The sequence below is a fragment of the Leptothrix discophora genome (assembly GCF_030705305.1).
Lineage (GTDB): Bacteria > Pseudomonadota > Gammaproteobacteria > Burkholderiales > Burkholderiaceae_C > Sphaerotilus > Sphaerotilus discophorus.
In genome coordinates, this window is record NZ_JAUZEE010000006.1 from 19,860 (window position 1) to 46,252 (window position 26,393).

Genomic DNA, 26,393 nt, shown 5'->3' on the forward strand with positions numbered 1-26,393 from the left:
CCGGCTCCCATCCATCTGGAAACTGCGGCCGTGAGGCCGCATCGGCGAAGAACACACAGGGCGCTCGATGCACAACGTCGGCACATCGATCGAACAATGGTCGGAGAACCCGCGGCTGTACTTCGCTGATCTGGAGGCCGAGGTGACGGCCGCCGTGATCGCGGCTTCCGCGGATCTGGCGCTCGTGCTCGATGGGCAGGGCGTCATCCGTGACCTGTCGATCCGCGGCCCGCAGCAGACCGAGTTGTCCGACGTGCGCCAGTGGGTCGGCCGCCGCTGGGTCGAGACCGTGTCCGTCGAGAGCCGCGGCAAGATCAGCTCGATGCTGGAAACGGCGGCTCGCGAGGCCGCCAGCGGTGGCCCGGAAACCGGTGCCGCGCGGCCCGAGCGTCAGGTCAACCATCCGCTGTCGGGCGGCCAGGAATTGCCGGTCAGCTACAGCGTCGTGCCACTGGGCAGCCAGGGCCGCGTGCTTGCGCTGGGTCGCAACCTCGGTGCGCTGGCGGCGGTGCAGCAGCGACTGGTCGACGCGCAGCAGTCGATGGAACGCGACTACCTGCGCCTGCGCCACACCGAGGCCCGCTACCGCCTGCTGTTCGAGGCCGTTGACGAGGCCTTGCTGGTGGTCGATGCCAACACCTTCAACGTCTTCGAGCACAACGCCGCCGCTGCCCGCCTGCTCGGCGAGAACAGCCGCCGCATCATCGGTCGGCCGGTGATCGACTTCCTCGCCGTGCCCAGCCAGGCCGGCGCCCAGGCCCTGCTGGCGCTGGGCCGCAACGCCGGTCGCGGCGAGAGCGATGAGCTCCGTCTGGCCGGCAACGCTGCGCCGATGCGCATGGTGGTGTCGCTGTTCAGGCAGGAGAACGCCTCGCTGCTGCTGCTGCGCCTGATCGACCTCACCGGCCCGGCCGCCACGGCCGAGGATCGTCCGGTCAGCGAGGCCGAGAGCCTGAGCCTGACCCAGGTCGTCAACGCGATGCCCGATGCCTTCGTGCTGACCGACATGCACGGCCGTGTGCTGGCCGCCAACCCGGCCTTCACGAACATGCTTCAACTGCCGCCGGGCGACGCCGTGATCGGCCAGCCGCTGGACCGCTGGCTCGGCCGTTCTTCGGTCGACCTCAACGTGCTGATCAGCAACCTGCGCCAGCACGGCACGCTGAGGCTGTTCCCGACCACGCTGCGCAGCGCCTACGGCGAGCCCGGCCAGATCGAGATCTCCGCCGTGGCGGTTGCGGATGCGCAGCCGCCCTGCCTGGGCTTCTCGATCCGCGATGTCTCGCGTCGCCTGCCGGCCGATGGCCGCAGCAACCGACAGCTGCCGCGCTCGGCCGACCAGCTCACCAACCTGGTGGGTCGCATGCCGCTCAAGGACATCGTCGGCGAGACCGCCGAGCTGATCGAGCGCCTGTGCATCGAGGCCGCGCTGGAGCTGACCCGCGACAACCGCGCCTCGGCCGCCGAGATGCTGGGCCTCTCGCGCCAGAGCCTCTACGTCAAGCTGCGCCGCTACGGCATCCAGGACATGGGGCAGGGCGCCGGGTCGGAGTCCGACGCCTGAAGTTTCATGCCAACGATCGTTGACGGTCGATGGTGTAAATTTTGATTGACAAGGCAGGGCCGAGGACCAGAATGGTTCCATGCAGCGCCCCGCCCTCTCGGCCATCGCCGAACTGCTCAAGCCCATCACCTGGTTCCCGCCGATGTGGGCTTTCGCCTGCGGTGTCGTGGCTTCCGGGCTGCCTGCACAAGGGCGCTGGCCGCTGATCATCGCGGGCGTGCTGCTGGCAGGGCCCTTCGTCTGCGCGACCAGCCAGGCGGTCAACGACTGGTTCGACCGCCACGTCGACGCCATCAACGAACCCCATCGCCCGATCCCGTCCGGCCGCATGCCGGGCCGCTGGGGCCTGGGCATCGCGATCGTCTGGACGCTGCTGTCGCTGCTGCTGGCGACCTCGCTCGGCGTGACCGCCTTGCTCGCGGCGGGTGTCGGCCTGTTGCTGGCCTGGGCCTACAGCGCGCCGCCGATGCGGCTCAAGCGCAATGGCTGGTGGGGCAACAGCGCCTGCGCGCTCTGCTACGAAGGGCTGGCCTGGCTGACCGGCGCGGCCGTCATGAGCCTGGGCGACTGGCCCGAGGCTCGCTCGGTCGGGCTGGCGCTGCTCTACAGCGCCGGGGCCCACGGGATCATGACGCTCAACGACTTCAAGTCCATCGAGGGCGACCGCCGCATGGGCATCGCCTCGCTGCCGGTCCAGCTGGGCGTGCAGGGTGCCGCGCGTGTCGCCTGCCTGGCCATGGCGGTGCCGCAGGCCGTTGTGGTGGGGCTGCTGCTGCACTGGCAGACGCCGCTGCATGCCGCCATCGTCGCGACGCTGCTGGCCGTGCAACTGCTGCTGATGCGCCGCTTCCTGGCCGATCCGCTGGCGCGCGCCACCTGGTACAGCGCCAACGGCGTGCTGCTCTACGTGCTGGGCATGCTGGCGAGTGCACTGGCGCTGCGTTCGCTCGCGGTGGGGGTGACGTCATGAGCGGTCCGCAACGATTCGGCTGGGGCGGCATCGCCCGCGTCGGCCTGGTGCAGGCGGCCATTGGCGCGATCGTCGTGCTGACGACCTCGACGCTGAACCGCGTGATGGTGGTCGAGCTGGCCTTGCCGGCCCTGCTGCCGGGGCTGCTGCTGGCCTTGCACCACGTCGTCCAGGTCAGCCGTCCGCGCATGGGGCATGGCTCGGACGCCAGCCGGCGGCGCACGCCCTGGATCCTTGCCGGCATGCTGATGCTGGCCTTCGGTGGCCTGCTGGCCACGCTGGCGACCACCTGGATGGGCGCGCACCGCAGCGCCGGCATCGCTCTTGCAGTGCTGGCCTTCGTGCTGATCGGCCTGGGCGTGGCGGCGGCCGGCACCTCCTTGCTGGCCCTGCTGGCGCAGCGGGTGGTCCCCGAGCGCCGCGCCGCAGCGGCGACCACGGTCTGGATCATGATGATCGCGGGCTTTGTCGTCACCGCCGGGACGGCTGGCCACTTCCTCGACCCCTACTCGCCGCAGCGCCTGCTGTGGGTGTCGACCGCCGTGTGCAGCGCCGCGCTGGCATTGACGGTGCTGGCGCTGGCCGGGCTGGAAGGCCGCGCGGTCGTGACGGGTCCGGAGGCCGGCACCGGACCGGTGCCCGCTGCGGCCCCGCCGTCGACCTTCCGCGCCGCACTGCGCGAGGCCTGGAACGAGCCCGCCGCCCGCGGCTTCACCGTCTTCGTCTTCGTCTCCATGCTGGCCTACAGCGCCCAGGACCTGATCCTGGAGCCCTTCGTCGGCACCGTGTTCGGACTGACACCGGGCGGCTCGACCCAGCTGTCGGGCGTCCAGCACGGCGGCACGCTGATGGGCATGCTGCTGGCGGCTGCGGCCGGCAGCCGCTTCGGTGGCCGCGATTGGGGCAGCCTGCGCAGCTGGGCCCGTGGCGGCTGCCTCGCCAGCGCGCTGACGCTGATCGGGCTGGCGGCGTCCGCCTGGGCCGGACCGGCCTGGCCGCTGCGCGCCAACGTCTTCCTGCTCGGCGTCGCGACCGGCGCGTTCTCGATCGCCGCCATCGGCTCGATGATGCGGCTGGCCGGCGCCAGCGGACCGGGCCGCGAGGGCCTGCGCATGGGCCTGTGGGGCGCGGCGCAGGCCATCGCCTTCGCGCTCGGCGGCGTCGTCGGCACCGGCCTGAGCGACCTGGCGCGCTGGTGGCTGGGCAGCCCGGCGCTGGCCTATGGCGGCGTCTTCCTGATCGAGGCGGCGCTGTTCGTCTGGGCGTCGCGGCTGGTCCATGCCGTCGAACCTGCCGACCCCGCACCCGCCCGTCGCCTGTCTGTCACCCCGAGGTCCGCCCATGAAGCAGCCGTCCTGTCTTGACTGTGTCGTCATCGGTGGCGGTCCGGCCGGTGCCACCGCCGCGCAGCAGCTCGCGCTGGCTGGCCGGCAGGTGCTGCTGCTGGACAAGGCCGGACGCATCAAGCCGTGCGGCGGCGCGATCCCGCCGCGACTGATCCGCGACTTCGCCATCCCGCCCGAACAGATCGTCGCCCGGGCCACCGCCGCGCGCATGGTCTCGCCGCGTGCAGCGCAGGTCGACATCCCGATCGAGGATGGCTATGTCGGCATGGTCGACCGCGAGCATTTCGACGCCTGGCTGCGCGAGCGGGCGGCCGATGCGGGGGCGCGCCGTGCCGACGGCCAGTTCGAGCGCCTGGAGCGCGATCCCGACGGTGTGCGGGTGGTGGTCTACCGCGACGGCGCCGACGGCCAGACCCGGCGCGTGCGCACCCGCAGCGTCGTCGGTGCGGACGGCGCGCGTTCGCAGGTGGCCGCCCAGGAAGTGCCCGGCGCAGACCGCGGGCGCTGGGTCTACGCCTACCACGAGGTGGTCGCGGTGCCCGAGCAGCGGCCGGCGGATTACCTGCCCAGCCGCTGCGAGGTCCACTACGACGGCCGCCTGTCGCCCGACTTCTACGGCTGGGTGTTCCCACATGGCGGCACCGCCAGCATCGGCACCGGCAGCGCCGACAAGGGCTTCTCCCTGCGCCAGGCAACCCGCGAGCTGCGCCAGCGTGCCGGCCTGGCCGAGGCGACCACGCTGCGCCGCGAGGGCGCGCCGATCCCGATGAAGCCGCTGCCGCGCTGGGACAACGGCCGCGACGTGGTGCTGGCCGGCGATGCCGCCGGCGTTGTCGCGCCGGCCTCCGGTGAGGGCATCTACTACGCCATGGTCGGCGGCCAACTGGCCGCGCAGTCGGTCGATGAACTGCTGGCCACCGGCGACGTGCGCGCGCTGGCGCGGGCCCGCCAGCGCTTCATGCGCGAGCATGGCCGGGTGTTCTGGGTGCTGGGCCTGATGCAGCGCTTCTGGTACGCCAGCGACGCGCGGCGCGAGCGCTTCGTCAGCATCTGCCGCGATCCCGATGTGCAGCAACTCACCTTCGATGCCTACATGAACAAGCGCCTGGTGCGCCGCCGGCCGATGGCCCACGTGCGGATCTTCTTCAAGGACATGGCCCATCTGCTGGGCCTCGTGCGGGTGTGAGGCGGTGGTGGCAGGACTGGCTTCCGACCGACCGCCGCGCCACCGCGCTGGCGGCCCTGGGTGCCGTCGTGCTGGCCGGACTCGGTGGTCTGGCAACCGACCTGGGGCCCTGGTATGCCGGGCTGCGCCAGCCGGCCTGGAAGCCGCCGGACCTGTGGTTCGGACCGGTCTGGACGCTGATCTTCACGCTCGCCGCCTGGTCGGCCGTGCTCGGCTGGCAGGCCGCCGCGCCGGGTGCGCCGCGGCGGCGCTGGCTGCTGGCGATCGGCCTGAACGCGCTGCTGAACCTGGGCTGGAGCCTGCTGTTCTTCACCCTCAGGCGGCCCGACTGGGCGCTTGCCGAGGTCGTGCTGCTGGTGCTGTCGGTCGGGATGCTGATCCGCATCGCGCCGACCTGGCGTGCGGCGGTGCTGCTGTGGCCCTACCTCGCCTGGGTGACCTACGCCTCGACCATCAACGCCGGGGTGGTGCATCTCAACCCCGCCTGATCGGTCCGGTCTCGCGACGGGGCCTGTGCTGATGGCCGCCGATGCGCTGCGCCTGCTGGTCGACGTCGCGCTGCTCATCAGCGTGGCCGAGCTGCTCTGGTCGCTCTGGCGCCTGCCGCCCGGTGGCCGGCGTGCAGCGCTGTTGGCCAACCTGGGCGCCGGTCTGGCCCTGATGCTGGGCCTGCGCTTGAGCCTTTCCGAACCCGGTCCGGCCGGCCATTGGGCCATCCTCGCCTGCCTGGCGCTGGCCGGCCTGTCACACCTGATCGATGTCCGTCTGCGCGGGTCCGCGGGTCGCAGCCGGTCGAAACCGGCCTGAAAGAACACCATGTCCGTGCCGTATCCGTTTTCCGCCATCGTCGGCCAGCAGGAGATGAAGCTCGCGATCCTCGTCGCGGCCATCGAGCCGGCCATCGGCGGCGTGCTGGTGCTGGGCGACCGCGGCACCGGCAAGTCGACGGCGGTGCGCGGCCTGGCCGCGCTGCTGCCCAAGATGCGTGCGGTGCGTGGCTGTGCCTACCACTGCGACCCGGCCTCGCACCACAGCTGCGGCGACTGCGGCGGCGACCGCAAGGCCCGCGTCGAGCGCGTGCCGGTGCCGGTGGTCGACCTGCCGCTGGGCGCCAGCGAGGACCGCGTCGTCGGCGCGCTGGACCTCGAACGCGCGCTGGGCCAGGGCGTCAAGGTCTTCGAGCCGGGGCTGCTGGCCAAGGCCCACCGCGGCTTTCTCTACATCGACGAGGTCAACCTGCTGGAAGACCACCTGGTCGACCTGCTGATCGACGTCGCCGCCTCCGGCGAGAACGTGGTCGAGCGCGAGGGCCTGAGCGTGCGCCACCCGGCCCGCTTCGTGCTGGTCGGCAGCGGCAACCCGGAGGAAGGCGAGCTGCGCCCGCAGCTGCTGGACCGCTTCGGGCTGTCGGTCGAGGTCCGCACGCCGCGCGAGATCGCCGAGCGGGTCGAGATCGTGCGCCGCCGCGATGCCTACGAGCGCGACCCCGAGGCCTTCGCCACCCGCTGGTCCAAGGCCGACGCGGCGGTGCGCCGCCAGATCGAGCGCGGCCGCGACAAGCTCGCCACGCTGGACGTCTCCGACGAGGTCCTGACCCAGGCCGCGCGGCTGTGCCAGGCGGTCGGCAGCGATGGCCTGCGCGGCGAGCTGACCCTCATGCGCGCGGCCCGCGCCGTCGCTGCGCTGGACGGTGCCGAACAGGTCACCACCGCCCACCTGCGCCAGGTTGCCGCCCCGTCGCTGCGCCATCGCCTGCGCCGCAACCCGCTGGACGACACCGGCTCGGGCGAGCGCATCGAGCGCGCGCTGGGCGAGCTGTTCGAGCCGGCCTGAATGGCCCGCGCCGACGACCTGGACCGGATCGCCCGCCTGCTGGCGACCGATCCGCAGGGCCTGGGCGGCGTCTGGCTGCGCGGCCCGGCCGGCGAGGCGCGCGATGCCCTGGTCACGCGCTTGCGGGCCGCCTGGCCGGTCGATGCGCCGTGGCGGCGGGTGCCGCTGCAGATCGACGACGAGCGCCTGATGGGCGGCCTGGACCTGGCCGCCAGCCTGTCGGCCGGCCGGCCGGTGCAGTCGACCGGCCTGATCGACCAGTCGCGCGGCGGCGTGCTGCTGTTGCCGATGGCCGAGCGGGCGCCCGCCGGTCTGAGCGCCCGGCTCGCCGCAGCGCTGGACGCTGACGCGGCCGCACCGGCCCTGCTGGCGCTGGACGAAGGCCAGGGGCCCGACGAGTCGCTGGCGCCGGCGCTCGCCGAGCGGCTGGCGCTGGTGCTGACCTGCGAGGACGGCCGGCCGGTCGATCGGTCCGAGCAGCCCGAGCAGCCCGATCCTGCCGAGCCCCGTCACGCCTTCGACCTCGACCGCGCCCGGGCGGCGCTGGCCGACATCCCCTTCGACGCCGAGGCGGTCGAGGCCCTCTGCGCGGCGGCGCTCGCGCTGGGCCTGGACTCGATGCGGCCGGCCTGGCAAGCCTGGCGCGTGGCCTGTGTCTCGGCCGCCTGCGCCGGCCACGGGCGGGTCGAGCAGGACGATGCCGAGCTGGCCGCGCGCCTGGTGCTGGCGCCGCGCGCCCGCAGCCTGCCGGCACCGCCGCAGGACGAGGCGCCGGACGAGCTTCAGGACCCGCCGCCACCCGAGCCACCGGCCGACACGCCACCCGACGAGGCGACCGAGCCTTGCGCCAGTCCACCGCCGCCGCCCGATGCCGCCGCGATGGCCGAGCAGCTCATCGCCGCCGCGCTGTCGGCGCTGCCGCCTGGCCTGCTGGCGCAGCTCGCCGCAGGCGGCGTGCGCCGTGGCGGCGCCAGCGACGGCGGGCGCCGGGGCGAGGCGGCGCTCAGCCGCTGCGGCGGCCGGCCGGTCGGTGCCCGGCGGGGCCTGCCGCGTGGCGGTGCCCGGCTGGACCTGCTGAGCACCTTGCGCGCGGCGGTGCCTTGGCAGCGGCTGCGTCGCCAGGAACGCGACCGGGCGGGCCTGCCGCCGCCGGTCTCGCGCCTGCTGCTGCGGCGCGACGACCTGCACGTGCGGCGGCTGCGCCGGCCGCAGCCGACCACGACCGTCTTCGTCGTCGATGCCTCCGGCTCGCATGCGATGCACCGGCTGGCCGAGGCCAAAGGCGCCGTCGAGCTGCTGCTGGCCGACTGCTACGTGCGGCGCGACCAGGTCGCGCTGATCGCCTTCCGGGGCTCCAGCGCCGAAACCCTGCTCGCGCCGACCCGCTCGCTGGTGCGGGCGCGCCGCTCGCTGGCGGCCTTGCCCGGCGGTGGCGGCACACCGCTGGCGCTGGGCATCGCGGCGGCGACCGAGCTGGCCGAGCGGCTGCAGGCGCGCCAGTCCGGCCGGGCCCAGCTGGTCTTCCTGACCGATGCCAAGGCCAACATCGACCGCGCCGGCCAGCCCGGCCGCGAACAGGCCATGCAGGACGCGCTGGCCGCCGCGCGCCAGCTGGCGCTGACGGGGGTGCGCAGCCTGCTCATCGACACCTCGCCGCGTCCGCAGCCGCAGGCCCGGGCGCTGGCGCAGGCCATGGCCGGGCATTACCTCGGCCTGCCGCTGGGGCAGGCGCACGCCGTCTCGGCGGCGGTGCAGGCGCTGACCTGAGGCGGCCGGTTCAGCCCGGCGGCGCGCCTGTCTCGGCCAGCATCGCCAGGACCAGCGCGGCGATGCGCTCGGGCGCCTCCTCGTGCGCGAGGTGGCCCAGGCCGTCCAGCGCGACGTGGCGGGCGGTCGGCAGCCGCCGCGCCAGCCGGGCCGACTGTTCCCAGGGCACCGTGCCGTCCCAGGTGCCGGTGGCCAGCCACAGCGGCTGGCGCAGGTGCGGCAGGCCGGCCAGCAGCGCGTCCAGCTGCCAGGCGCCCATCATGTCCAGCGCGCCGCGCACATGGCTTTCCTGCGTCAGCAGGGCGCGGTAGCGGTCAACGCCTTCGTTAGGCAGGCGCGAGCCGGTCGAGGCGATCAGCCGGGCCAGCGCGGCCGGGCGGGCGGCCTGCCGGGCGGCCAGGCGCGGCAGCCAGTCGCTCGCACCGATCAGCCGGGCCAGCGGCGGGAACAGCGTCGCCGCCAGGCCCGGCAACGGCGCCAGCGCACCGTTGACGGCCAGCAGCGCCTGCGGCGCAAGGCGGCGGTCCAGCGCCATCTGCAGCATCACCGCCGCACCGGCCGAGTGGCCGGCCACCAGCACCGGCGCACCGCCCTGTGCGGCCAGCAGCGCGGCCAGCGCATCGGCCATGCGCGGCAGGCTGGCGTGGCGATCGGCAAAGCCGTCGGTCTGGCCATGGCCGGGCAGGTCGGGCAGCCAGACCTCGTGCCGATCGGCCAGGCGCTGCGCCACCGCGTCCCAGGACGCGCCCGACGAGCCGGTGCCGTGGATCAGCAGCAGCTGCGGCCCGCGCCCGATGCCCAGCCGCCGCAGGCCCCAGCGCAGCCCGCCGGCCGACACGCGCGGGCTTCCTGAACCGGCGACACGGCGGTCCGGGGCGACCGGCGCGGGTGCTGGAGCGGGTGCGGTGGGACTCGGGGTGTCTGGCATTGTCAATTCAAGTGGACACTTCTATTATCAATTCATGTTGACACCTTCGACCAGCCCCCGCCCGCTGGACAGCCGGCCCCATGCGGTGGTCATCGGCAGCGGCTTTGGCGGGCTGGCGGCGGCCGTCCGGCTCGGCGCCCGCGGCTACCGCGTCACCGTGCTGGAGCAGCTCGACGCGCCCGGCGGCCGGGCCTACGTGCACCGTCAGGACGGCTACACCTTCGACGCCGGCCCGACCGTCATCACCGCGCCCTTCCTGTTCGACGAGCTGTGGGCGCTGTGCGGCAGGAAGCTGTCCGACGACGTCGACCTGCGGCCGGTGGCGCCGTTCTACCGCGTCCGCTTCGACGACGGCACGGTGTTCGACTACTCCGGCGACGCCGAGGCCATGCGCCGCGAGGTCGCGCGCATCGCGCCGGACGACGTCGAAGGCTACGAGGCCTTCGTGCGTGCCAGCGAGGCGATCTACCAGGTCGGTTTCGAGCAGCTCGGCGACATCCCCTTCGACCGCTGGACCGACATGGCGCGCGTGCTGCCCGACCTCGTCAAGCTCGAAGGCTGGCGCACGGTACACGGGCTGGCCTCGCGCCACGTCCGCGACGAGAAGCTGCGCGTCATCCTGACCTTCCAGTCGCTGCTGGTCGGCGGCAACCCCTTCAGCACCACGGCGGTCTATTGCCTGATCGCCTACCTCGAACGCCGCTGGGGCGTGCATTTCGCGATGGGTGGCACCGGCGCGCTGGTGCGTGGCCTGGTCGGGCTGATCGAGGGGCAGGGCGGCGAGGTCCGCTGCGGCCAGTCGGTGCGCGAGATCCTGGTCGACGGCGGCGCGGCCTGCGGTGTCGAACTGACCAGCGGCACGCGCCTCGCGGCCGACGTGGTGGTGTCCAACGCGGACGCGGCCGCGACCTACCGCCACCTGCTGCCGGCGCGCCACCGGCGCCGCTGGACCGACCGCCGACTGGCCCGCGCGCGCTACTCGATGAGCCTGTTCGTCTGGTACTTCGGCACCCGCCGCCAGTACCCGGACGTGGCCCACCACACCATCCTGCTCGGTCCGCGCTACCGGCCGCTGCTGGACGACATCTTCCGCCGCCAGCACCTGGCCGACGACTTCAGCCTCTACCTGCACCGACCGACCGCCACCGACCCGAGCCTGGCCCCGCCCGGCTGCGACGCGTTCTACGTGCTGGCGCCCGTGCCGCACCTGGGCAGCGGCACCGACTGGCGCGAGCGCGCCGAGCCCTACCGCCAGCGCATCGAGCAGCGCCTGCACGAGACCCTGCTGCCGGGCCTGCGCGAGCAGGTCGCGACCTCGCTGATGACCACGCCGCAGGACTTCCAGGACCGCCTGGGCAGCGTCAACGGCGCGGCCTTCTCCTTCGAGCCGCTGCTGACCCAGAGCGCCTGGTTCCGGCCGCACAACCGCAGCGAGGAGGTCGACCGGCTCTACCTCGTCGGCGCCGGCACGCACCCCGGTGCCGGGGTGCCGGGCGTGCTGACCTCGGCCAAGGTGCTCGACCGCATCGTTCCCCACGCCGACACGCTGCGCCGTGCCCGTCCGCAGCCGGACGACGAATCCACCGGAAGCCCGCATGCCCACGCCGCCCATCGCCTCGCTTGAGCCGGCGCTTGCCCAGCACTGGTGGTCCGACGTGGCTGCCTGCCGCGCCGTGCTGCGGCGTCACAGCAAGACCTTCCACGCCGCCTCGGTGCTGCTGCCGCTGCGGGTGCGCGCACCAGCCAGCGTGCTCTACGGCTTCTGCCGGCTGGCCGACGACGCGGTTGACGAATCCGAAGGCGGACCCGGCCAGGAACGCGCGGCGGTGCGCCGCCTGCAGCAGCGGCTGGACCGGGTCTACGCCGGCCAGCCCGAGGCCGTGCCGGCCGACCGGGCGCTGGCCGGCGTGGTGGTGGCCTACGCCATCCCGAAGGCGCTGCCCGAGTTCCTGCTCGACGGCCTGGCCTGGGATGCCGAGGGCCGCGAGTACGACACGCTCGACCAGCTGCTGGCCTATGCCGCGCGGGTGGCCGGCGCGGTCGGCGCGATGATGAGCCTGCTGATGGAGACCCGCTCGCCCGCAGCCCTGGCCCGGGCCTGCGACCTCGGCGTGGCGATGCAGCTGTCGAACATCGCCCGCGACGTCGGCGACGACCTGCGCCTGGGCCGGCTCTACCTGCCCAAGGACTGGCTGCGCGAGGCCGGCATGGACGACGCGGCCATCGCCGCCTGGCGGGCCGCGCCGCGCCGCGATGCGCGGGTCGAGCAGGTCGTGCTGCGGCTGGTCGACGAGGCCGACCGGCTCTACGCCCGCGCCGCCGCCGGCGTCGCCAGCCTGCCGCTGGCTTGCCGGCCCGGCATCAACGCCGCCCGCCTGATGTACGCCGCGATCGGCCACCGCGTCCGCGCGGCCGGCGGCGACGGCCTGACGCGGCGGGCCCGCGTGGGCGGCTGGCACAAGCTGGCGCTGGTGCTGCAGGGCAGCGTCGCCCTGCGGCCGTCGCGCGCCGCGCTGCACGCCCCGCCGCTGGCCGCCCACCAGGTCCTGCTGGACGCGGTGGCGCAGCAGCCTGGCCCGATGCCGCAAGGTGCCGCCGACTTCGTGCTGACGCTGTTCGATCGGCTGTCCACCGGCCGAGGGGGAACCGCATGAACGCGCCCGACCGCGCCGTCACGGCCGGACGCCCTGCCGGCGCCGCCTCGGCCAGCCTGCTGGCCATCGGCCTGAACCACACCAGCGCGCCGCTGGACCTGCGCGGGCGCTACGCCGTGCCGGTCGACCGGCTCGCGCCGACGCTGCAGGGCCTGCGCGAGCACCTGCTCGCCCGTGGCGCACCGGCCGCCGGGCTGACCCTGCTGTCGACCTGCAACCGCACCGAGCTGTACCTGGGCGGCAGCGACGCCGCCAGCCTGCTGCCGCCGGTCGAGGCCTGGTTTGCCGCACAGGGCGGCGCCGGCCCCGAGGACCTGCGCCAGCACCGCTACGTGCGCGAGGGCGCCGAGGTCGCGCGCCATGCCTTCCGCGTCGCCGCCGGGCTGGATTCGGCCGTGCTGGGCGAGCCGCAGATCCTGGGCCAGCTCAAGACGGCGGTGCGCACGGCCGAGACCGCCGGGCTGCTCGGCGGCACGCTGCAGCAGCTGTTCCAGCGCAGCTTCGCGGTCGCCAAGGCGGTGCGCAGCGGCACGGAGATCGGCGCGCATCCGGTCTCGCTCGCGGCGGCGGCGGTGCGCATCGCGTTGCAGCTGTTCGGGGATCTCGGCCAGCAGCGCGTGCTCTTCATCGGTGCCGGCGAGATGATCGAACTGGTGGCCACCCACCTGGCCGCGCGCGCACCGGCCTCGATCGCGGTGGCCAACCGCAGCCTGGACCGGGCCGAGGCGCTGGCCAGCCGCTTCGGCGGCGAGGCCCTGCCGCTGGTCGGGCTGGACGGCCGCCTGAGCGGGTTCGACCTGATCGTCAGCTGCACCGCCAGCAGCCTGCCGCTGGTCGGCCTGGGTGCCGTGCAGCGCGCGTTGCGCCAGCGCCGTCGCCGGCCGATGCTGATGTTCGACCTGGCCGTGCCGCGCGACATCGAGGCCGAGGTCGGCGCGCTCGACGACGTGTACCTCTACACCGTCGATGACCTGGCCGCCCGCGCGGCCGAGGGCGGCGAGCGTCGCCAGGCGGCGGTGCAGGCGGCCGAGACGCTGGTCGAGGCAGGTGTCGACCACTTCCGCCAGTGGCTGGCGCAGCGCGACAGCGTGCCCCTGGTGCAGTCGCTGCTGGCCCGTGGCGATGCCTGGCGCGAACAGGAGCTGCAACGTGCCCGCCGTGCGCTGGCGCGTGGCACGCCGATCGACGAGGTGTTGGAGATGCTGTCGGGCACGCTGACCCGCAAGCTGCTGCACGGCGCGCTGGCCGGCCTGCACCGCAGCCAGGGCGACGAGCACCACGCCTGGGCCGACGCGGCGCAGCGTTGCTTCCTTCAGCCGGGCGGGCATGGCGTCGACTGAGCCGGCGGCCACCGGCAGGATCCTCCTGCTGGGCGCCACCGGCACGCAGGGCCGGGCGGTCGCGCGGGCCTTATGCGCGCGCGGTCACGAGGTGCTGGCGCTGGTCCGTCCGCAGGCCGGCCGGTCCATCCCCGAGGTCGCCGCCAGCCTGCCAGGTGTCGCGCTGTTCTGGGGCGACATCGCGCAACCCGGCACCGTGACCGCCTGCCTGGCGCAGGCCGGGCCGGTGCGGGCGGTGGTGAGCTGCCTCGCATCTCGGACCGGCGCGGCCGAGGACGCCTGGGCGATCGACCACCGCGCCCACGCCGAGGGGCTGGACGCCGCCCGCGCGTTCGGCGTGCGGCAGTTCGTGCAGCTCTCGGCGATCTGCCTGCAGCGTCCCCGGCTGGTCTTCCAGCAGGCCAAGCTGGCCTTCGAGGCGCAGCTGCAGGCCAGTGCGCTGGACTGGGTCATCGTGCGGCCGACGGCCTACTTCAAGTCGCTGTCCGGCCAGGTCGAGCGGGTCCGGCGGGGCCGTGCCTTCCTGGTCTTCGGCGACGGCACCGCCACCGCCTGCCGGCCGATCAGCGACGCCGACCTGGCGACCTACCTGGTCGACTGCCTCGACGACCCGCGCCGCCAGCGCCGCATCCTGCCCATCGGCGGCCCGCCGCCGGCGCTGACCCCGCGCGACCAGGCGAGCCTGCTGGCCGAACTGACCGGCCAGCCGCTGCGGCTGCGCCCGGTGCCGATCGGCCTGCTCGACGCCATCGTCGCCGGACTGTCGCTGGCCGCCCGCCTGACGCCGCGCCGCTGGCGCGCAGCGGTCGAGGCCCGGGCCGAATACGCCCGCATCGGCCGCTACTACGCCAGCGAATCCATGCTGGTCTGGGACGAAGCGAGCGGCCGCTACCGCGAGGACCTCACCCCCGCGACCGGCCACGAGACCCTGGCCGACCACTACCGCCAGCTGCTGGCGGGGCATTGACCCAACACGCGAGCGGGCGCTCACCGACATGTCTGCATCCATCTCCTCCCATCTCGGCGGCCTGATCGAGCTGCTGCTGGTCTTCGGCGTCGTGCTGGTCTGGGCCGGGCGGGAGTGGTGGACGAACCGGAAGTGGCTGAAGGAGCGCGAGGCCGCGAAGAAGGACGGCGAGCCGCCGCCTGCACCGTGAGGATTTGCGCGACCGACCCACCGATGAATGGCGTTGCCGGATGGCGACGGGGATGGCGCGCGGCTCGATCACCCCCGCCTCGGCATCCTGAACGGCAGCATCGCCTGCACCCACGGCCGGTCAAAGCGGTCGAGCGACAGGCTTTCGTGCACCGCCAGGCGACCGTTGTCGGACTGGAGCAGGGAGCGGGCGTAGAAGGGGCCGCTCTCCAGCGTGCCGGCCAGCGCCAGCGCGTCCGGGCCGTGGCCGGTGCGGGCGATGCCCCAGGCGGTGTGCGGCAGCGGCCGGGCGGCCGGCGTGGGCTGGGCATGCAGGCGGCCGTCGCGGGTGACGGCCAGGTGCAGCGCCCGGGCGGGGCCGTCGCGGGGCTGGGTCAGGTAGTCGATCCGGCTGGGCTGGCCGTCGGCACCCTGCTCGCGCTGCCACTGCCAGTGCGCGAAGTCGTCGGCGAGTGGCCGCTCACCCCGGTTGTGGTCGAGGTAGGCGTCGCCCTGCCAGCGCAGGGCCGGCTCCTTCAGGTCCAGCATCAGACGGGCCTGCGGCGCGATGGGTTGCCAGCGGTGGCGGCCGGCAGCGTCGAGGTCGAACTCGCGGCCCGGGCCGATCGACGGCATCAGGCAGAGCTGCCCGCGCAACCGGCGTGGCCAGGGCACGCTGAGCTCGTCGAGGTCGACCAGCAGGTCCGGTCCCTGCCAGCGCAGCCGGCTCGGGCCGATCGACAGGCTGTGCATGTCGCGCCGCAGCGCGCGTTCGCTGCGTTCGGTCATGCACCAGTGGCGCCGCACCCGGCCGGGCTGCGGGCCGATGCGGTAGAGCGACAGGTTGACCGCGCAATGCGCCTCGGCCGGCGCGAGCGCCGCGCCCAGCTGGCGTCGGCGTGCGGCGTAGTAGGGCGAGAACACGCTGCCGATGAAGGCGATCAGCGCCAGGCCATGGCGGCTGCCGTCGGGCTGCGGGTCGCTCAGGGCGTCGACATACCACCAGGCATAGCCACCGGCCGGGACCGCGAGGTCGAAGCCAGGTCCGCGAGGATCTGCGTCGCGGCAAGTCGACCGGACAGCGCCGCCATCGGCACGCCCGGTCCCGGATGCACCGTGCCGCCGGCCAGGAACAGTCCGGGCAGACGGGTCGTGTGGGCTGGCCGCTGGAAGCTCGCCCGCCAGCCCCGGCTGCTCGGGCCGTAGAGGGCGCCCAGGCTGCCCGGGTAGCGCTGCGCGAAATCGGTCGGCCGGGTCAGCCGCGGCGGCGCTCCGGTCGGCCGGACCGTCAGGCCTGAGCGGGCCAGCTGCTGCCACATCGCTTGTTCGCATGCGGAGATCTCCTGTTCGCCCAGCGGGCGGTTGCCGAGCTGTGCCGGCGCATTGACCAGGCACATCAGGCGCTCGGGGCCGTTGGGGGCGGCGCTGTCGCGTCGGCCGTCGCGGTCCTGCGCACAGAGGTAGACCGTCGGCACCTCCGGCAGCCGACCGGCGGCGATGGCGTCGAACTCGCGCCGGTAGCCCTCGTTCTCCGGCGGGCTGAAGACGACGTTGTGGTGCGACGGCTGCCAGCGGCCGCCGATGTCCGCCTCGAGATGCCAGGTCAGCGCCGACAGAGACTGCGGCAGCGCGGGCGCGCGACCCAGCGCGGCCTGCACGTCCGCGCCCAGCAGGCCCTGCTGCAGCGCGCGGGCGTCGCCGTTGAACAGCACCGCGTCGGCCATCAGCCGTTCGCCGCTGGCCAGCCGCACGCCACGGGCCCGGCCGCGTTCGACCAGGACCTCGGCGACCGCCTGGCCGCAATCGACCTGCACGCCCTGCCAGCGCGCCGCACGGTCCAGCGCCAGCGCCAGCGCATGCATGCCGCCGTCGAGCTGCCAGACCGACTCGCGCTCGACATGGGCGACCAGCATCAGCGTGGCCGGGGCTTCGAAGGGCGAGCTGCCGCAGTAGGTGGCATAGCGGCCGAACAGCTGGCGCAGGCGCGGGTCGTGGAAGTGGCGACCGAGTTCGTTCCACAGGCTGCGGAAGGGCGAGATCGCGGCCAGCTCCGGCAGGTGGCGCCAGCCGACCCGCGCGGCCAGCGACAGCGGGTTGGGCCGGCTGCCCTGCAGGAAGGGCCGGTCCAGGGTCCGGAAGACGGCCGCTGAGCGGACGCAGAAACCGCGGTAGCGGGCCGCCTCGGCCGCGCCGGACAGCCGGCCGATCGCGTCGACGCTGGCCTCCAGGTCGGCCAGCAGGTCGAGCCGGTCGTCGCCCCAGGTGTGGCGGGCCAGCACCTCGCAGCGGCGCAGCGCGACACAGGCATCGAAGCGCAGGCCGAGCGCGTCGAACAGCGCGTCGAAGACCCAGCGCATGGTCAGCACGGTCGGGCCGGCATCGAGCTGCAGCGGCCCGACCGCGATGCGGCCGAGCTTGCCGCCGGGCTGTGCGGCCTGTTCCAGCACCCGCACCGACAGGCCCTGATGCGCCAGCAGCGCCGCCGCGCACAGGCCGCCCACGCCGGCGCCGATCACCAGGACCTGAGGGGTGCGGGTGCCTGGAAGGTGGGGAAGGCGGCGCGGGCTAGGCTGCATTGACGGGTTCATGAGCTGTGTCTATTCTTGGCGTCACAGATAAATGTAAAGCCAAGCTGACACTTCATGTGGTGCCCATCGGGGGCACCGGGAAGCGCCGGCCCATGAAAGGTTGTCATGCCGACTCTGGACCGGATCGAGCGTGCCCTGCACGCCAGCCTGCAGGCCATCGAGGGGGCCGGCCGACCACCCCGGCTGGCCGCAGCGATGAACCATGCCGTCTTCCCCAGCGGCGCGCGCATCCGCCCGCAGCTGGTGCTGGCAGTGGCCCGTGCCTGCGGCGAGGACGACCCGGCGCTGACCGACGCGGCCGCCGTCGCGGTCGAGCTGCTGCACTGCGCCTCGCTGGTCCACGACGACCTGCCGTGCTTCGACGATGCCGCCACCCGGCGCGGCCGGCCGTCGGTGCAGAAGGCCTACGGCGAGCGCCTGGCCGTGCTGGCCGGCGATGCGCTGATCGTCGCGGCCTTCGAGGCCCTGGGCCGTGCGACCGGCCAGCACGTCAGCCGCCTGCCGGCGCTGCTGGCCACGGTCTGCCGGGGCGTGGGCATGCCGCTGGGCATCGTCGCCGGGCAGGCCTGGGAATGCGAGCCGCAGGTCACGTTGCGCGACTACCAGCAGGCGAAGACGGGCGCGCTGTTCGCGGCCGCGACCATGGCCGGTGCGCTGTCTGCGGGTGAGCGCCCGGAGCCCTGGCGGGCGCTGGGCGAGCGGCTGGGCCAGGCCTACCAGGTGGCCGACGACATCCGCGACGTGGTCGGCGATGCCCAGGCGCTGGGCAAGCCGGTGCACCGCGACATCGCGCTGGACCGGCCCAGCATGACGCGCGAGCTGGGCCTCGACGGCGCGCTGGCCGAGTTCCACCGCCTGATGGACGAGACCGAGGCCGCCGTGCCGGTCTGCCCGGGTGCGGCCGGCTTCCGCGCCCTGATCCGCCACGAGGCCCGCCGGCTGGTGCCCAGCGACCTCGGCGCCATCGTCCGGATCGAGCCCCTGCCGCTGCTGCACGTGCAGGCGGCCTGACACGGCCCGCGCGGTGTCCGCCTTGACGTGGCGCGACGTCTGGCCGCAGTGGCGCGACCGCCTGCTGGCCCGCGACGACGTGCGCCGCTGGGCCGAGGCGCTGCCGCTGACGCGCTGGATTGCACGCCGCCGCGCCCGCCAGGTCTTCGACCTGATGGCGGGATTCGTCTACACGCAGGTGCTGCTGGCCTGCGTCCGGCTGGGCCTGTTCGAGCACCTGCTGGCCGAAGGGCCGCAGCCGCTGGACCGGCTGGCGCGCGCGCTGGACCTGCCCGAGGACGGCTGCGACCGGCTGCTGCGGGCGGCCCGTTCGCTGGGCCTGCTCGAACGCCGCAGCGGCGATCGCTGGGGCCTGGGCCCGCTGGGCCTGCCGCTGGCGACCGATGCCGGGCTGCGCGCCCTGGTGCTGCACCACGCTGCCCTGTACCGGGACCTGGACGACCCGGTGGCCCGCCTGCGCGGTGACGCGCCGCCCGGCGAACTCGCGCGCTTCTGGCCCTATGCCGGCCAGCCCGGCCGGGACGGCGGGGCGCAGGCGGCCGGTGCCTATTCCGCCTTGATGGCGGCCACGCAACCCATGGTGGCCGCGCAGGTGCTGCAGGCCCATCCGGTCGGCCGGCACCGTCGCCTGCTGGACGTGGGCGGCGGCGAGGGCGCCTTCGCCGAACAGGCGGCGGCCCGTGCGCCGGGCCTGCAGGTCGAGGTGTTCGACCTGCCGGACGTGGCCGAGCGGGCCCGCCAGCGGCTGGCGCGGGCCGGTCTGGCCGGGCGCAGCCGGGTCTGGCCCGGCAGCTTCCTGCACGACCCGCTGCCCGCCGGTGCCGACCTGGTGACGCTGTTGCGCGTGGTCCACGACCACGACGACGCGGCGGTGGTCCAGCTGCTGCGCGCGGTGCGGGCCTGCCTGGCACCCGGCGGCCGCCTGCTGCTGGCCGAGCCCATGGCCGGCACGCCTGGCGCGGACGCGATGGGCGACGCCTACTTCGGTTTCTACCTGCTGGCGATGGGGCAGGGCCGGCCACGACCGGTCGAACGCCTGGAGGCGCTGCTGCACGAGGCCGGCTTCGGCCGCGTGCGCCGGCTCGCCACCCGCATGCCGATGCTGGTGCAGGTCCTGGTCGCCGAGGTCGGCGACGCGGTGCGAACGGCCGATGCCCAGTCGGTCGGTGTCCGTTCTGCCGGTGTCAGGTCGGCCGGTGTCGCGCCGAAAGCACACCGTTCGGTTCCGATACCCAGGGAAAACCAAGTGTAAATTTAGCTTGACGTTGTGTGACGTCAGCCTAGGATGACATCCATGGACGAGACACCGATCACACCCCTGCCGACGGGCATGCACCGCCGAGGAGCGCACGCATGAACACCCAGGCCGTCGTGATCGATCGTCCGGAACACCTGCAACTGGCACGACTGCACCTGCCCCCGGCCGAGCCGGAGGACGTCGTGGTCGAGGTCGAGTGGAGCGGCATCTCCACCGGCACCGAACGCCTGATCTGGACCGGCCGCATGCCGATGTTTCCGGGCATGGGCTATCCGCTGGTGCCGGGCTACGAGGCGGTCGGCCGGGTCATCGAGGTCGGTGCCCGCAGCGACCTGCGGCTCGGCCAGCGCGTCTTCGTGCCGGGTGCCCGCTGCTTCGGCGAGGTGCGCGGCCTGTTCGGCGCCTCGGCCTCGCGTCTGGTGGTGCCGGGCCCGCGCGTCGTGCCGGTGGCCGACTCGCTGGGCGCCGACGCGGTGCTGATCGCGCTGGCCGCGACGGCCTATCACAGCGTCTCCGGCGGTGGCCTGGGTGCCCCGCACACGCCCCCCGACCTGATCGTCGGCCACGGCGTGCTGGGCCGCCTGCTGGCGCGCCTGAACGTCGCCGCCGGCCACACCGGCTTCACGGTCTGGGAGACCCAGCCGGCACGCCAGGGCGGTGCCCTGGGCTACCAGGTCATCTCGCCCGAGGACGACCCGCGGCGCGACTACCACGCGATCTACGACGTCAGCGGTGACGCCGGCCTGCTCGACACGCTGATCGCGCGCCTGGCGCCCGGTGGCGAGGTGGTGCTGGCCGGCTTCTATGCCGCGCCGCTGAGCCTGAGCTTTCCGCCAGCCTTCATGCGCGAGGCCCGCATCCGCGTGGCCGCCGAATGGAAGCGCCCCGACCTCCTGGCCGTGCAGCAGCTGCTGCAGGACGGCCGGCTGGATCTGCGCGGCCTGATCACCCACCAGGAGCGTGCCGAGCACGCCGGGTCGGCCTACCAGCAGGCGTTCACGGACGCCGGCTGCCTGAAGATGGTTCTGGACTGGAGACACGCCGCATGAGCACCACGACCCTCCCGGCAGAGGCGCCGGTGCGCTTCATGCAACTGCGCAGCGAAGACCTGCGCGCCGAAGCCGCGATCGAGCCCGATGCCCCATCCGGCGCGCCGGTCACCAAGGCCACGCAGATCATCGCGATCTACGGCAAGGGCGGCATCGGCAAGAGCTTCACGCTCGCCAACCTCAGCTACATGATGGCCCAGCAGGGCAAGAAGGTCCTGCTGATCGGCTGCGACCCGAAGAGCGACACCACCAGCCTGCTGTTCGGCGGCAAGGCCTGCCCGACCATCATCGAGACGAGTTCGCGCAAGAAGCTGGCCGGCGAGCCGGTCTCGATCGGCGACGTCTGCTTCAAGCGCGACGGCGTCTTCGCGATGGAACTCGGCGGCCCCGAGGTCGGCCGCGGCTGCGGCGGGCGCGGGATCATCCACGGCTTCGAGACGCTGGAGAAGCTCGGCTTCCACGACTGGGGCTTCGACTACGTGCTGCTGGACTTCCTCGGCGACGTGGTCTGCGGCGGCTTCGGCCTGCCGATCGCCCGCGACATGTGCCAGAAGGTCATCGTGGTCGGCTCCAACGACCTGCAGAGCCTGTACGTGGCCAACAACGTCTGCAGCGCGGTCGAGTACTTCCGCAAGCTCGGCGGCAACGTCGGCGTGGCCGGCATGGTCATCAACAAGGACGACGGCACCGGCGAGGCCGCGGCCTTCGCCGCGAACGCCGGCATCCCCGTGCTGGCCGCGATCCCGGCCAACGACGACATCCGCCGCAAGAGCGCCAGCTACGAGATCGTCGGCCGACCTGGCACGGAATGGGCGTCGCTGTTCGAGACGCTCGCCACCAACGTTGCCACCGCGCCGCCGATGCGGCCGCGGCCGCAGACGCAGGACCAGCTGCTCGGCCTGTTCTCGGCCGAATCGACCGGCCGCAACTTCGTCATGGAGCCGGCGACGACCTTCGACATGGTCGGTCGCCACGACACCATCCGCCCCAGCCTCGAAGTCGTCTACGACGCCTCGTGATGAGCGCCGACACCACACCCGCCCCGGCCGCTGCCCAGCCGGCCACAGGCTCATTGCATGAGCCTGTCGACGGCCTCGGCTGCCATGCCGGCGCCGACACGCTGCGCAGCGCCGCCCAGGCCGCCGGCAAGGGCGAGTTGCTGGCCCAGTACGCGGCCGACTACCCGCGCGCTGCGGCCGCCGGTCCGCACGACCAGCCGCAGAGCATGTGCCCGGCCTTCGGCGCGCTGCGGGTGGGTCTGCGCATGCGCCGCACCGAGACCATCCTGAGCGGCTCGGCCTGCTGCGTCTACGGCCTGACCTTCACCTCGCACTTCTACGGCGCGCGCCGCAGCGTGGGCTACGTGCCCTTCAACAGCGAGAGCCTGGTGACCGGCAAGCTGTTCGAGGACATCCGCGACGCGGTCCATGCGCAGGCCGATCCGGCCAAGCTCGACGCGCTGGTCGTCATCAACCTGTGCGTGCCCAGCGCGAGCGGCGTGCCGCTGCAGCTGCTGCCCAAGGCGATCAACGGCGTACGCATCATCGGCATCGACGTGCCCGGCTTCGGCGTGCCCACCCATGCCGAGGCCAAGGACGTGCTGGCCGGCGCGATGCTGCGCTATGCCCGCGCCGAGGCCGAGACCGGCCCGGTCGCCGCGCCGCAAGGCTGGCGCGAGCGCCAGGTGCCGGGCCGCCGCAGCGTGACGCTGCTGGGCGAGCTGTTCCCGGCCGATCCGATGGTCATCGCCCAGCTGCTCGAACCGATGGGCCTGGCCGCCGGGCCGACCGTGCCGACGCGCGAATGGCGCGAGCTCTACACCGCGCTGGATGGCGCGGTGGTGGCCGCCATCCACCCGTTCTACACCGCCAGCGTGCGCGAGTTCCAGGCGGCGGGCCGGCCGATCGTGCCGTCCGCCCCGGTCGGCCACGACGGCACCGAGGCCTGGCTGCAGGCGATCGGCGAGGCGGCTGGCGTGGACCAGGTCTCGATCGACGTGGCCAAGGCCCGCGTGCTGCCGGTGATCCGCGCGGTGCTGGCGAAGTCGCCGATCCACGGCCGCATCACGCTGAGCGGCTACGAAGGCTCCGAACTGCTCGTCGCCCGCCTGCTGATCGAGAGCGGCGCGGAGGTGCCCTATGTCGGCACCGCCTGCCCGCACACGCCCTGGTCCGAGCCGGACCGCGCCTGGCTGGCCGCACGCGGCGTGCAGGTGCAGTACCGCGCCACGCTGGAACAGGACATCGCCGCGATCGAGCGTCACCGGCCCGACCTGGCCATCGGCACGACGCCGGTGGTGCAGCACGCCAAGGAACGCGCGCTGCCGGCGCTGTACTTCACCAACCTCATCTCGGCCCGGCCGCTGATGGGGCCGGCTGGCGCCGGTTCGCTGGCCCAGGTCATCAACGCCGCGATCGGCAACCGTGGCCGCTTCGAGCGCATGCGCGAGTTCTTCGGCGATGCCGGCCAGGGCGATCGGGCCGGTGTCTGGACCGACACGCCGGTGCTGCACCCCGAGTTCCGCGCCGAGACGCGTCGCCAGGTCATCCGCATCCAGAAGCGCCGCAAGGCCGAGGAGATGCTGTGATGGTCATCGACCACGACCGGGCCGGCGGCTACTGGGGCGCCGTCTACGTCTTCACCGCGATCAAGGGCCTGCAGGTCGTCATCGACGGTCCGGTGGGCTGCGAGAACCTGCCGGTGACCTCGGTGCTGCACTACACCGACGCGCTGCCGCCGCATGAGCTGCCCATCGTCGTCACCGGCCTGGCCGAGGAACAGCTCGGCCGCGAGGGCACCGAGGGCAGCATGAAGCGCGCCCACGCGGTGCTGGACCCGGACCTGCCGGCGGTGGTCGTGACCGGCTCGATCGCCGAGATGATCGGCGGCGGCGTGACGCCCGAGGGCACCACGATTGCCCGCTTCCTGCCGCGCACCATCGACGAGGACCAGTGGCAATGCGCCAACCGCGCGCTGCTGTGGCTGTGGACCGAGCACGGCCCCGGCCGGCATGTCCCGAAGCGCCAGCCCTTTGCCGAACGGCCGGCCGGCGAGAAGCCGCGCGTCAACCTGATCGGCCCGAGCTACGGCGTCTTCAACGGCCCGAGCGACGCGCACGAGATCCGTCGCCTGGTCGAGGGCATCGGGGCCGAGGTCAACCTCGTCTTCCCGCTCGGCAGCCACCTGGTCGACGTGCCGAAGCTGGCCGATGCCGACGTCAACATCTGCCTCTACCGCGAGTACGGCCGTCTGCTGTGCGAGGCGCTGGAGCGGCCCTACCTGCAGGCGCCCATCGGCCTGCACAGCACGACCGCCTTCCTGCGCCAGCTTGGCGAGCTGCTGCACCTGGACCCGGAACCCTTCATCGAGCGCGAGAAGCACACCACGATCAAGCCGATCTGGGACCTCTGGCGCTCGGTCACGCAGGACTTCTTCGGCACCGCGAGCTTCGCCATCGTCGCCAGCGAGACCTACACCCGCGGCGTGCGCCATTTCCTGGAAGACGAGCTGGGCCTGCCCTGCCGCTTCGCGATCGCCCGCAAGCCCGGCGAGAAGACCGACCACGCGGCGGTGCGCGCGCTGGTCCACGGCAGCACGCCGCTGGTGCTCTACGGCAGCGTCAACGAACGCATGTACCTGGCCGAGCTGGCCGGGCAGGGACCGATGCGGCCGACCTACATCGCCGCGAGCTTCCCCGGCGCGGTGATCCGCCGCGCCACCGGCACGCCCTTCATGGGCTATGCCGGTGCGACGTACCTGGTGCAGGAGTTCTGCAACGCGCTGTTCGATGCGCTGTTCCACATCCTGCCGCTGGCCACCGACATGGACCGCGCCGCGCCGACGCCCGCCCGGGCCTTGCCCGAGCTGGTCTGGAGCGACGAGGCGAGAGAGCTGCTCGACGAGCTGCTGGAGGCCCAGCCGGTGCTGGTGCGCATCTCGGCCGCTCGCCGGTTGCGTGACCAGGCCGAGGCCGCCGCACGCGCCGAAGGTGCCGCCGCCGTGCAGGTCACCCACCTCGAGGGCCGCACGCGCCAGATGGCGGCGGCGGTGCTCGGGACGCTGGCCTGAGGGCCACGAGAGACGAAGGTTTGCCGGGGATCAGCCCTGGTGATCCCAGCCGCGCGGGAGATGCGCGGTGTCGGCCGCAAGGCCACTGATCGAGGAGAGATCGCTATGGCTGAGGAAAGGAAAGGCTCGTTGTCCGGGCTGACCGAGAACGAGGCCCGGGAATTCCACGGCATCTTCATGTCCAGCTTCATCGGCTTCACGGCGATCGCCGTCGTGGCCCATGTGCTGGTCTGGATGTGGCGTCCCTGGCTGTGAGTCTTTGAACCAGCGCTGAAGGAACCGTCATGACCCAGCAGTTCACCACCCTGTCCCAGGCGGGACACACCCTGCACGACAGCCTTGCCAACCAGGCGTTGTTCATCCTGAGTTTCAGTGTCGTGTTCTGTGTGGCCATTGCCGCGCAGCTGTTGTTTGTCCGCTGGCGCAGCTGGTTCCCCGGCGCAGAGAGCGAGAAATCGCTGATCAAGGGTGTCCGGGCGGGTGTCTACACCTTCCTGTCGCACCTCAACTAGGAGAAGAAAGCATGTGGAGAATCTGGCTGCTGTTCGACCCGCGCCGTGCGCTGGTCGCCTTGTTCGCCTTCTTGTTCGTGCTGGCACTGGTGATTCACTTCGTGCTGCTCAGTACCAACAAGTTCAACTGGCTCGATGGACCGCGCACCGCGGTGAGCCAGAACTCGTCGATGCCGGCTGCTGCTCCCAAGTAGGCACCGGTTCGGGCCGCACAGGCCCGTTCGCGGCGCGCCGGCTGCATCGCCGGATGGCCCCTGGCCTGACGGCACGATGGCCTGGCGCGCCCCTTTCGATCCCATGAATAACGACAGACGCTCGGACATGTTCCGTGGCGCCTCGCGGAGGTGGCAAGCATGTCCATGCTGAACTTCGAGAGAAAGTACCGCGTGCGCGGAGGCACCCTGCTCGGGGGCGACCTGTTCGACTTCTGGGTCGGACCGTTCTACGTGGGATTCTTTGGCGTGACGACGGCGTTCTTTTCGCTGCTCGGCACGCTGCTGATCGTGTGGGGCGCCTCGCAAGGCGGCACCTGGAACCTCTGGCAGATCAGCATCGCGCCGCCGGACCTGAAGTACGGTCTAGGCCTGGCACCGCTGATGGAGGGCGGGCTGTGGCAGCTCATCACGGTCTGCGCGATCGGCGCCTTCGTCTCATGGGCGCTGCGCGAGGTCGAGATCTGCCGCAAGCTGGGGATCGGGCTGCACGTGCCCTTCGGCTTCTCGGTGGCGATCCTGGCCTACGTGACGCTGGTCGTGGTCCGGCCGGTGCTGATGGGTGCCTGGGGACATGGCTTCCCCTACGGGATCATCAGCCACCTCGACTGGGTGTCCAACACGGGCTACCAGTACCTGCACTTCCACTACAACCCGGCGCACATGCTGGCCGTGAGCTTCTTCTTCGCCACCACCTTCGCGCTGAGCCTGCACGGCTCGCTCATCCTGTCGTCGACCAATCCGGCGCGCGGCGAGGTGGTCAAGACGGCCGAGCACGAGAACACGTTCTTCCGCGACACGATCGGCTATTCGATCGGCACCCTGGGCATCCACCGCCTGGGCCTGTTCCTGGCGCTGTCTGCGGCCTTCTGGAGCGCGGTGTGCATCGTCATCAGCGGACCCTTCTGGACCCGCGGCTGGCCCGAGTGGTGGAGCTGGTGGTTGAACCTTCCGGTGTGGAAGTGAGGCACG

At 73.0% G+C, this 26,393-nt stretch carries 26 protein-coding genes; 23 read left to right on the plus strand and 3 right to left on the minus strand.

What is annotated here, in order from left to right:
- Positions 1-67: 67 nt before the first annotated feature.
- From ppsR to Q8X39_RS12125, 8 genes are all read left to right on the plus strand, one after another.
- Positions 68-1,564: a transcriptional regulator PpsR gene (ppsR, locus tag Q8X39_RS12090; RefSeq protein WP_305749936.1), complete on the plus strand. Its 1,497-nt coding sequence runs from the start codon at positions 68-70 to the stop codon at positions 1,562-1,564.
- 79 nt (positions 1,565-1,643) lie between these two features.
- On the plus strand, positions 1,644-2,534 hold the full coding sequence (chlG, locus tag Q8X39_RS12095) for a chlorophyll synthase ChlG (RefSeq protein WP_305749937.1): 891 nt from the start codon (positions 1,644-1,646) through the stop codon (positions 2,532-2,534).
- A complete protein-coding gene (locus Q8X39_RS12100; protein ID WP_305749938.1) occupies positions 2,531-3,898 on the plus strand; it encodes a BCD family MFS transporter in 1,368 nt (455 codons plus the stop codon). The genes chlG and Q8X39_RS12100 overlap by 4 nt, the downstream gene beginning before the upstream one ends.
- On the plus strand, positions 3,876-5,066 hold the full coding sequence (locus Q8X39_RS12105; protein ID WP_305749939.1) for a geranylgeranyl diphosphate reductase: 1,191 nt from the start codon (positions 3,876-3,878) through the stop codon (positions 5,064-5,066). The genes Q8X39_RS12100 and Q8X39_RS12105 overlap by 23 nt, the downstream gene beginning before the upstream one ends.
- Positions 5,063-5,554, plus strand: coding sequence for a TspO/MBR family protein (locus Q8X39_RS12110; protein ID WP_305749940.1), 492 nt, complete (start codon positions 5,063-5,065; stop codon positions 5,552-5,554). The genes Q8X39_RS12105 and Q8X39_RS12110 overlap by 4 nt, the downstream gene beginning before the upstream one ends.
- Positions 5,555-5,585: 31 nt before the next feature.
- Positions 5,586-5,873, plus strand: a complete 288-nt coding sequence (locus tag Q8X39_RS12115; protein ID WP_305749941.1) for a PIN domain-containing protein — start codon at positions 5,586-5,588, stop codon at positions 5,871-5,873.
- Positions 5,874-5,882: 9 nt separating this feature from the next.
- Complete coding sequence (bchI, locus tag Q8X39_RS12120; protein WP_305749942.1) at positions 5,883-6,899, plus strand: magnesium chelatase ATPase subunit I; 1,017 nt, start codon at positions 5,883-5,885, stop codon at positions 6,897-6,899.
- Positions 6,900-8,666: a magnesium chelatase subunit D gene (locus Q8X39_RS12125; protein ID WP_305749943.1), complete on the plus strand. Its 1,767-nt coding sequence runs from the start codon at positions 6,900-6,902 to the stop codon at positions 8,664-8,666. It abuts the gene before it with no gap.
- A 10-nt stretch (positions 8,667-8,676) separates the two neighbouring features.
- Here Q8X39_RS12125 and bchO read toward each other — a convergent pair whose 3' ends face one another.
- Positions 8,677-9,504 carry an alpha/beta fold hydrolase BchO gene (bchO, locus tag Q8X39_RS12130; RefSeq protein ID WP_305749944.1) on the minus strand — a complete coding sequence of 276 codons (828 nt, stop codon included), beginning with the start codon at positions 9,502-9,504 and terminating at the stop codon, positions 8,677-8,679.
- A gap of 124 nt (positions 9,505-9,628) precedes the next feature.
- Here bchO and Q8X39_RS12135 point away from each other — a divergent pair, with 124 nt between their 5' ends.
- From Q8X39_RS12135 to Q8X39_RS12155, 5 genes are read left to right on the plus strand one after another with little or no spacing between them, the layout of a single operon-like run.
- Positions 9,629-11,218, plus strand: coding sequence for a phytoene desaturase (locus tag Q8X39_RS12135; protein ID WP_305749945.1), 1,590 nt, complete (start codon positions 9,629-9,631; stop codon positions 11,216-11,218).
- Complete coding sequence (locus Q8X39_RS12140; protein ID WP_305749946.1) at positions 11,190-12,248, plus strand: phytoene/squalene synthase family protein; 1,059 nt, start codon at positions 11,190-11,192, stop codon at positions 12,246-12,248. The genes Q8X39_RS12135 and Q8X39_RS12140 overlap by 29 nt, the downstream gene beginning before the upstream one ends.
- Positions 12,245-13,588 carry a glutamyl-tRNA reductase gene (gene hemA / locus Q8X39_RS12145; protein WP_305749947.1) on the plus strand — a complete coding sequence of 448 codons (1,344 nt, stop codon included), beginning with the start codon at positions 12,245-12,247 and terminating at the stop codon, positions 13,586-13,588. The genes Q8X39_RS12140 and hemA overlap by 4 nt, the downstream gene beginning before the upstream one ends.
- Positions 13,575-14,555, plus strand: a complete 981-nt coding sequence (locus Q8X39_RS12150) for an NAD(P)H-binding protein (protein WP_305749948.1) — start codon at positions 13,575-13,577, stop codon at positions 14,553-14,555. The genes hemA and Q8X39_RS12150 overlap by 14 nt, the downstream gene beginning before the upstream one ends.
- 28 nt (positions 14,556-14,583) lie before the next feature.
- Entirely contained in the window at positions 14,584-14,745 is a 162-nt protein-coding gene (locus tag Q8X39_RS12155; RefSeq protein ID WP_305749949.1) for a hypothetical protein, read from the plus strand.
- Positions 14,746-14,813: 68 nt separating this feature from the next.
- Here the strand turns inward: Q8X39_RS12155 and Q8X39_RS12160 are convergent, their stop codons facing one another.
- Positions 14,814-15,647 (minus strand): carotenoid 1,2-hydratase, encoded by an 834-nt coding sequence (locus tag Q8X39_RS12160; RefSeq protein ID WP_305749950.1) that lies wholly within the window; start codon positions 15,645-15,647, stop codon positions 14,814-14,816.
- 59 nt (positions 15,648-15,706) lie between these two features.
- A complete protein-coding gene (crtD, locus tag Q8X39_RS12165; RefSeq protein WP_305749951.1) occupies positions 15,707-17,311 on the minus strand; it encodes a 1-hydroxycarotenoid 3,4-desaturase CrtD in 1,605 nt (534 codons plus the stop codon).
- A gap of 105 nt (positions 17,312-17,416) precedes the next feature.
- Here crtD and Q8X39_RS12170 point away from each other — a divergent pair, with 105 nt between their 5' ends.
- From Q8X39_RS12170 to pufL, 10 genes are all read left to right on the plus strand, one after another.
- Positions 17,417-18,322, plus strand: a complete 906-nt coding sequence (locus Q8X39_RS12170; RefSeq protein ID WP_305749952.1) for a polyprenyl synthetase family protein — start codon at positions 17,417-17,419, stop codon at positions 18,320-18,322.
- 13 nt (positions 18,323-18,335) lie between these two features.
- A complete protein-coding gene (locus tag Q8X39_RS12175; protein WP_305749953.1) occupies positions 18,336-19,574 on the plus strand; it encodes a methyltransferase in 1,239 nt (412 codons plus the stop codon).
- A gap of 101 nt (positions 19,575-19,675) precedes the next feature.
- Positions 19,676-20,629: a chlorophyll synthesis pathway protein BchC gene (gene bchC / locus Q8X39_RS12180; RefSeq protein WP_305749954.1), complete on the plus strand. Its 954-nt coding sequence runs from the start codon at positions 19,676-19,678 to the stop codon at positions 20,627-20,629.
- Entirely contained in the window at positions 20,626-21,648 is a 1,023-nt protein-coding gene (locus Q8X39_RS12185) for a chlorophyllide a reductase iron protein subunit X (protein WP_305749955.1), read from the plus strand. Before bchC ends, Q8X39_RS12185 begins: the two co-directional genes overlap by 4 nt.
- Entirely contained in the window at positions 21,648-23,216 is a 1,569-nt protein-coding gene (gene bchY / locus Q8X39_RS12190) for a chlorophyllide a reductase subunit Y (protein ID WP_305749956.1), read from the plus strand. The genes Q8X39_RS12185 and bchY overlap by 1 nt, the downstream gene beginning before the upstream one ends.
- Positions 23,213-24,697: a chlorophyllide a reductase subunit Z gene (gene bchZ / locus Q8X39_RS12195; protein ID WP_305749957.1), complete on the plus strand. Its 1,485-nt coding sequence runs from the start codon at positions 23,213-23,215 to the stop codon at positions 24,695-24,697. The genes bchY and bchZ overlap by 4 nt, the downstream gene beginning before the upstream one ends.
- 105 nt (positions 24,698-24,802) lie before the next feature.
- Positions 24,803-24,952, plus strand: a complete 150-nt coding sequence (gene pufB, locus Q8X39_RS12200; RefSeq protein WP_130480664.1) for a light-harvesting antenna LH1, beta subunit — start codon at positions 24,803-24,805, stop codon at positions 24,950-24,952.
- Positions 24,953-24,981: 29 nt separating this feature from the next.
- Positions 24,982-25,209: a hypothetical protein gene (locus Q8X39_RS12205; RefSeq protein WP_305749958.1), complete on the plus strand. Its 228-nt coding sequence runs from the start codon at positions 24,982-24,984 to the stop codon at positions 25,207-25,209.
- Positions 25,210-25,220: 11 nt separating this feature from the next.
- Positions 25,221-25,403 (plus strand): light-harvesting antenna LH1, alpha subunit, encoded by a 183-nt coding sequence (gene pufA / locus Q8X39_RS12210; RefSeq protein ID WP_305749959.1) that lies wholly within the window; start codon positions 25,221-25,223, stop codon positions 25,401-25,403.
- A 159-nt stretch (positions 25,404-25,562) separates the two neighbouring features.
- Positions 25,563-26,387, plus strand: coding sequence for a photosynthetic reaction center subunit L (gene pufL, locus Q8X39_RS12215; RefSeq protein ID WP_305749960.1), 825 nt, complete (start codon positions 25,563-25,565; stop codon positions 26,385-26,387).
- The last annotated feature ends 6 nt before the right edge of the window (positions 26,388-26,393 follow it).

Excerpts from the sequence above, each read along its gene's own strand:
- bchY (WP_305749956.1), top strand. The coding sequence starts at position 21,648 with ATGAGCGCCGACACCACACCCGCCCCGGCCGCTGCCCAGCCGGCCACA.
- Q8X39_RS12155 (WP_305749949.1), top strand. The coding sequence starts at position 14,584 with ATGTCTGCATCCATCTCCTCCCATCTCGGCGGCCTGATCGAGCTGCTG.
- Q8X39_RS12205 (WP_305749958.1), top strand. The coding sequence starts at position 24,982 with ATGACCCAGCAGTTCACCACCCTGTCCCAGGCGGGACACACCCTGCAC.
- bchC (WP_305749954.1), top strand. The coding sequence starts at position 19,676 with ATGAACACCCAGGCCGTCGTGATCGATCGTCCGGAACACCTGCAACTG.
- ppsR (WP_305749936.1), top strand. The coding sequence starts at position 68 with ATGCACAACGTCGGCACATCGATCGAACAATGGTCGGAGAACCCGCGG.
- bchI (WP_305749942.1), top strand. The coding sequence starts at position 5,883 with ATGTCCGTGCCGTATCCGTTTTCCGCCATCGTCGGCCAGCAGGAGATG.
- Q8X39_RS12100 (WP_305749938.1), top strand. The coding sequence starts at position 2,531 with ATGAGCGGTCCGCAACGATTCGGCTGGGGCGGCATCGCCCGCGTCGGC.
- hemA (WP_305749947.1), top strand. The coding sequence starts at position 12,245 with ATGAACGCGCCCGACCGCGCCGTCACGGCCGGACGCCCTGCCGGCGCC.
- pufL (WP_305749960.1), top strand. The coding sequence starts at position 25,563 with ATGTCCATGCTGAACTTCGAGAGAAAGTACCGCGTGCGCGGAGGCACC.
- Q8X39_RS12115 (WP_305749941.1), top strand. The coding sequence starts at position 5,586 with ATGGCCGCCGATGCGCTGCGCCTGCTGGTCGACGTCGCGCTGCTCATC.
- Q8X39_RS12125 (WP_305749943.1), top strand. The coding sequence starts at position 6,900 with ATGGCCCGCGCCGACGACCTGGACCGGATCGCCCGCCTGCTGGCGACC.
- crtD (WP_305749951.1), bottom strand. The coding sequence starts at position 17,311 with ATGAACCCGTCAATGCAGCCTAGCCCGCGCCGCCTTCCCCACCTTCCA.
- Q8X39_RS12150 (WP_305749948.1), top strand. The coding sequence starts at position 13,575 with ATGGCGTCGACTGAGCCGGCGGCCACCGGCAGGATCCTCCTGCTGGGC.
- Q8X39_RS12140 (WP_305749946.1), top strand. The coding sequence starts at position 11,190 with ATGCCCACGCCGCCCATCGCCTCGCTTGAGCCGGCGCTTGCCCAGCAC.
- chlG (WP_305749937.1), top strand. The coding sequence starts at position 1,644 with ATGCAGCGCCCCGCCCTCTCGGCCATCGCCGAACTGCTCAAGCCCATC.
- Q8X39_RS12105 (WP_305749939.1), top strand. The coding sequence starts at position 3,876 with ATGAAGCAGCCGTCCTGTCTTGACTGTGTCGTCATCGGTGGCGGTCCG.
- Q8X39_RS12135 (WP_305749945.1), top strand. The coding sequence starts at position 9,629 with ATGTTGACACCTTCGACCAGCCCCCGCCCGCTGGACAGCCGGCCCCAT.
- pufA (WP_305749959.1), top strand. The coding sequence starts at position 25,221 with ATGTGGAGAATCTGGCTGCTGTTCGACCCGCGCCGTGCGCTGGTCGCC.
- Q8X39_RS12185 (WP_305749955.1), top strand. The coding sequence starts at position 20,626 with ATGAGCACCACGACCCTCCCGGCAGAGGCGCCGGTGCGCTTCATGCAA.
- Q8X39_RS12170 (WP_305749952.1), top strand. The coding sequence starts at position 17,417 with ATGCCGACTCTGGACCGGATCGAGCGTGCCCTGCACGCCAGCCTGCAG.
- pufB (WP_130480664.1), top strand. The coding sequence starts at position 24,803 with ATGGCTGAGGAAAGGAAAGGCTCGTTGTCCGGGCTGACCGAGAACGAG.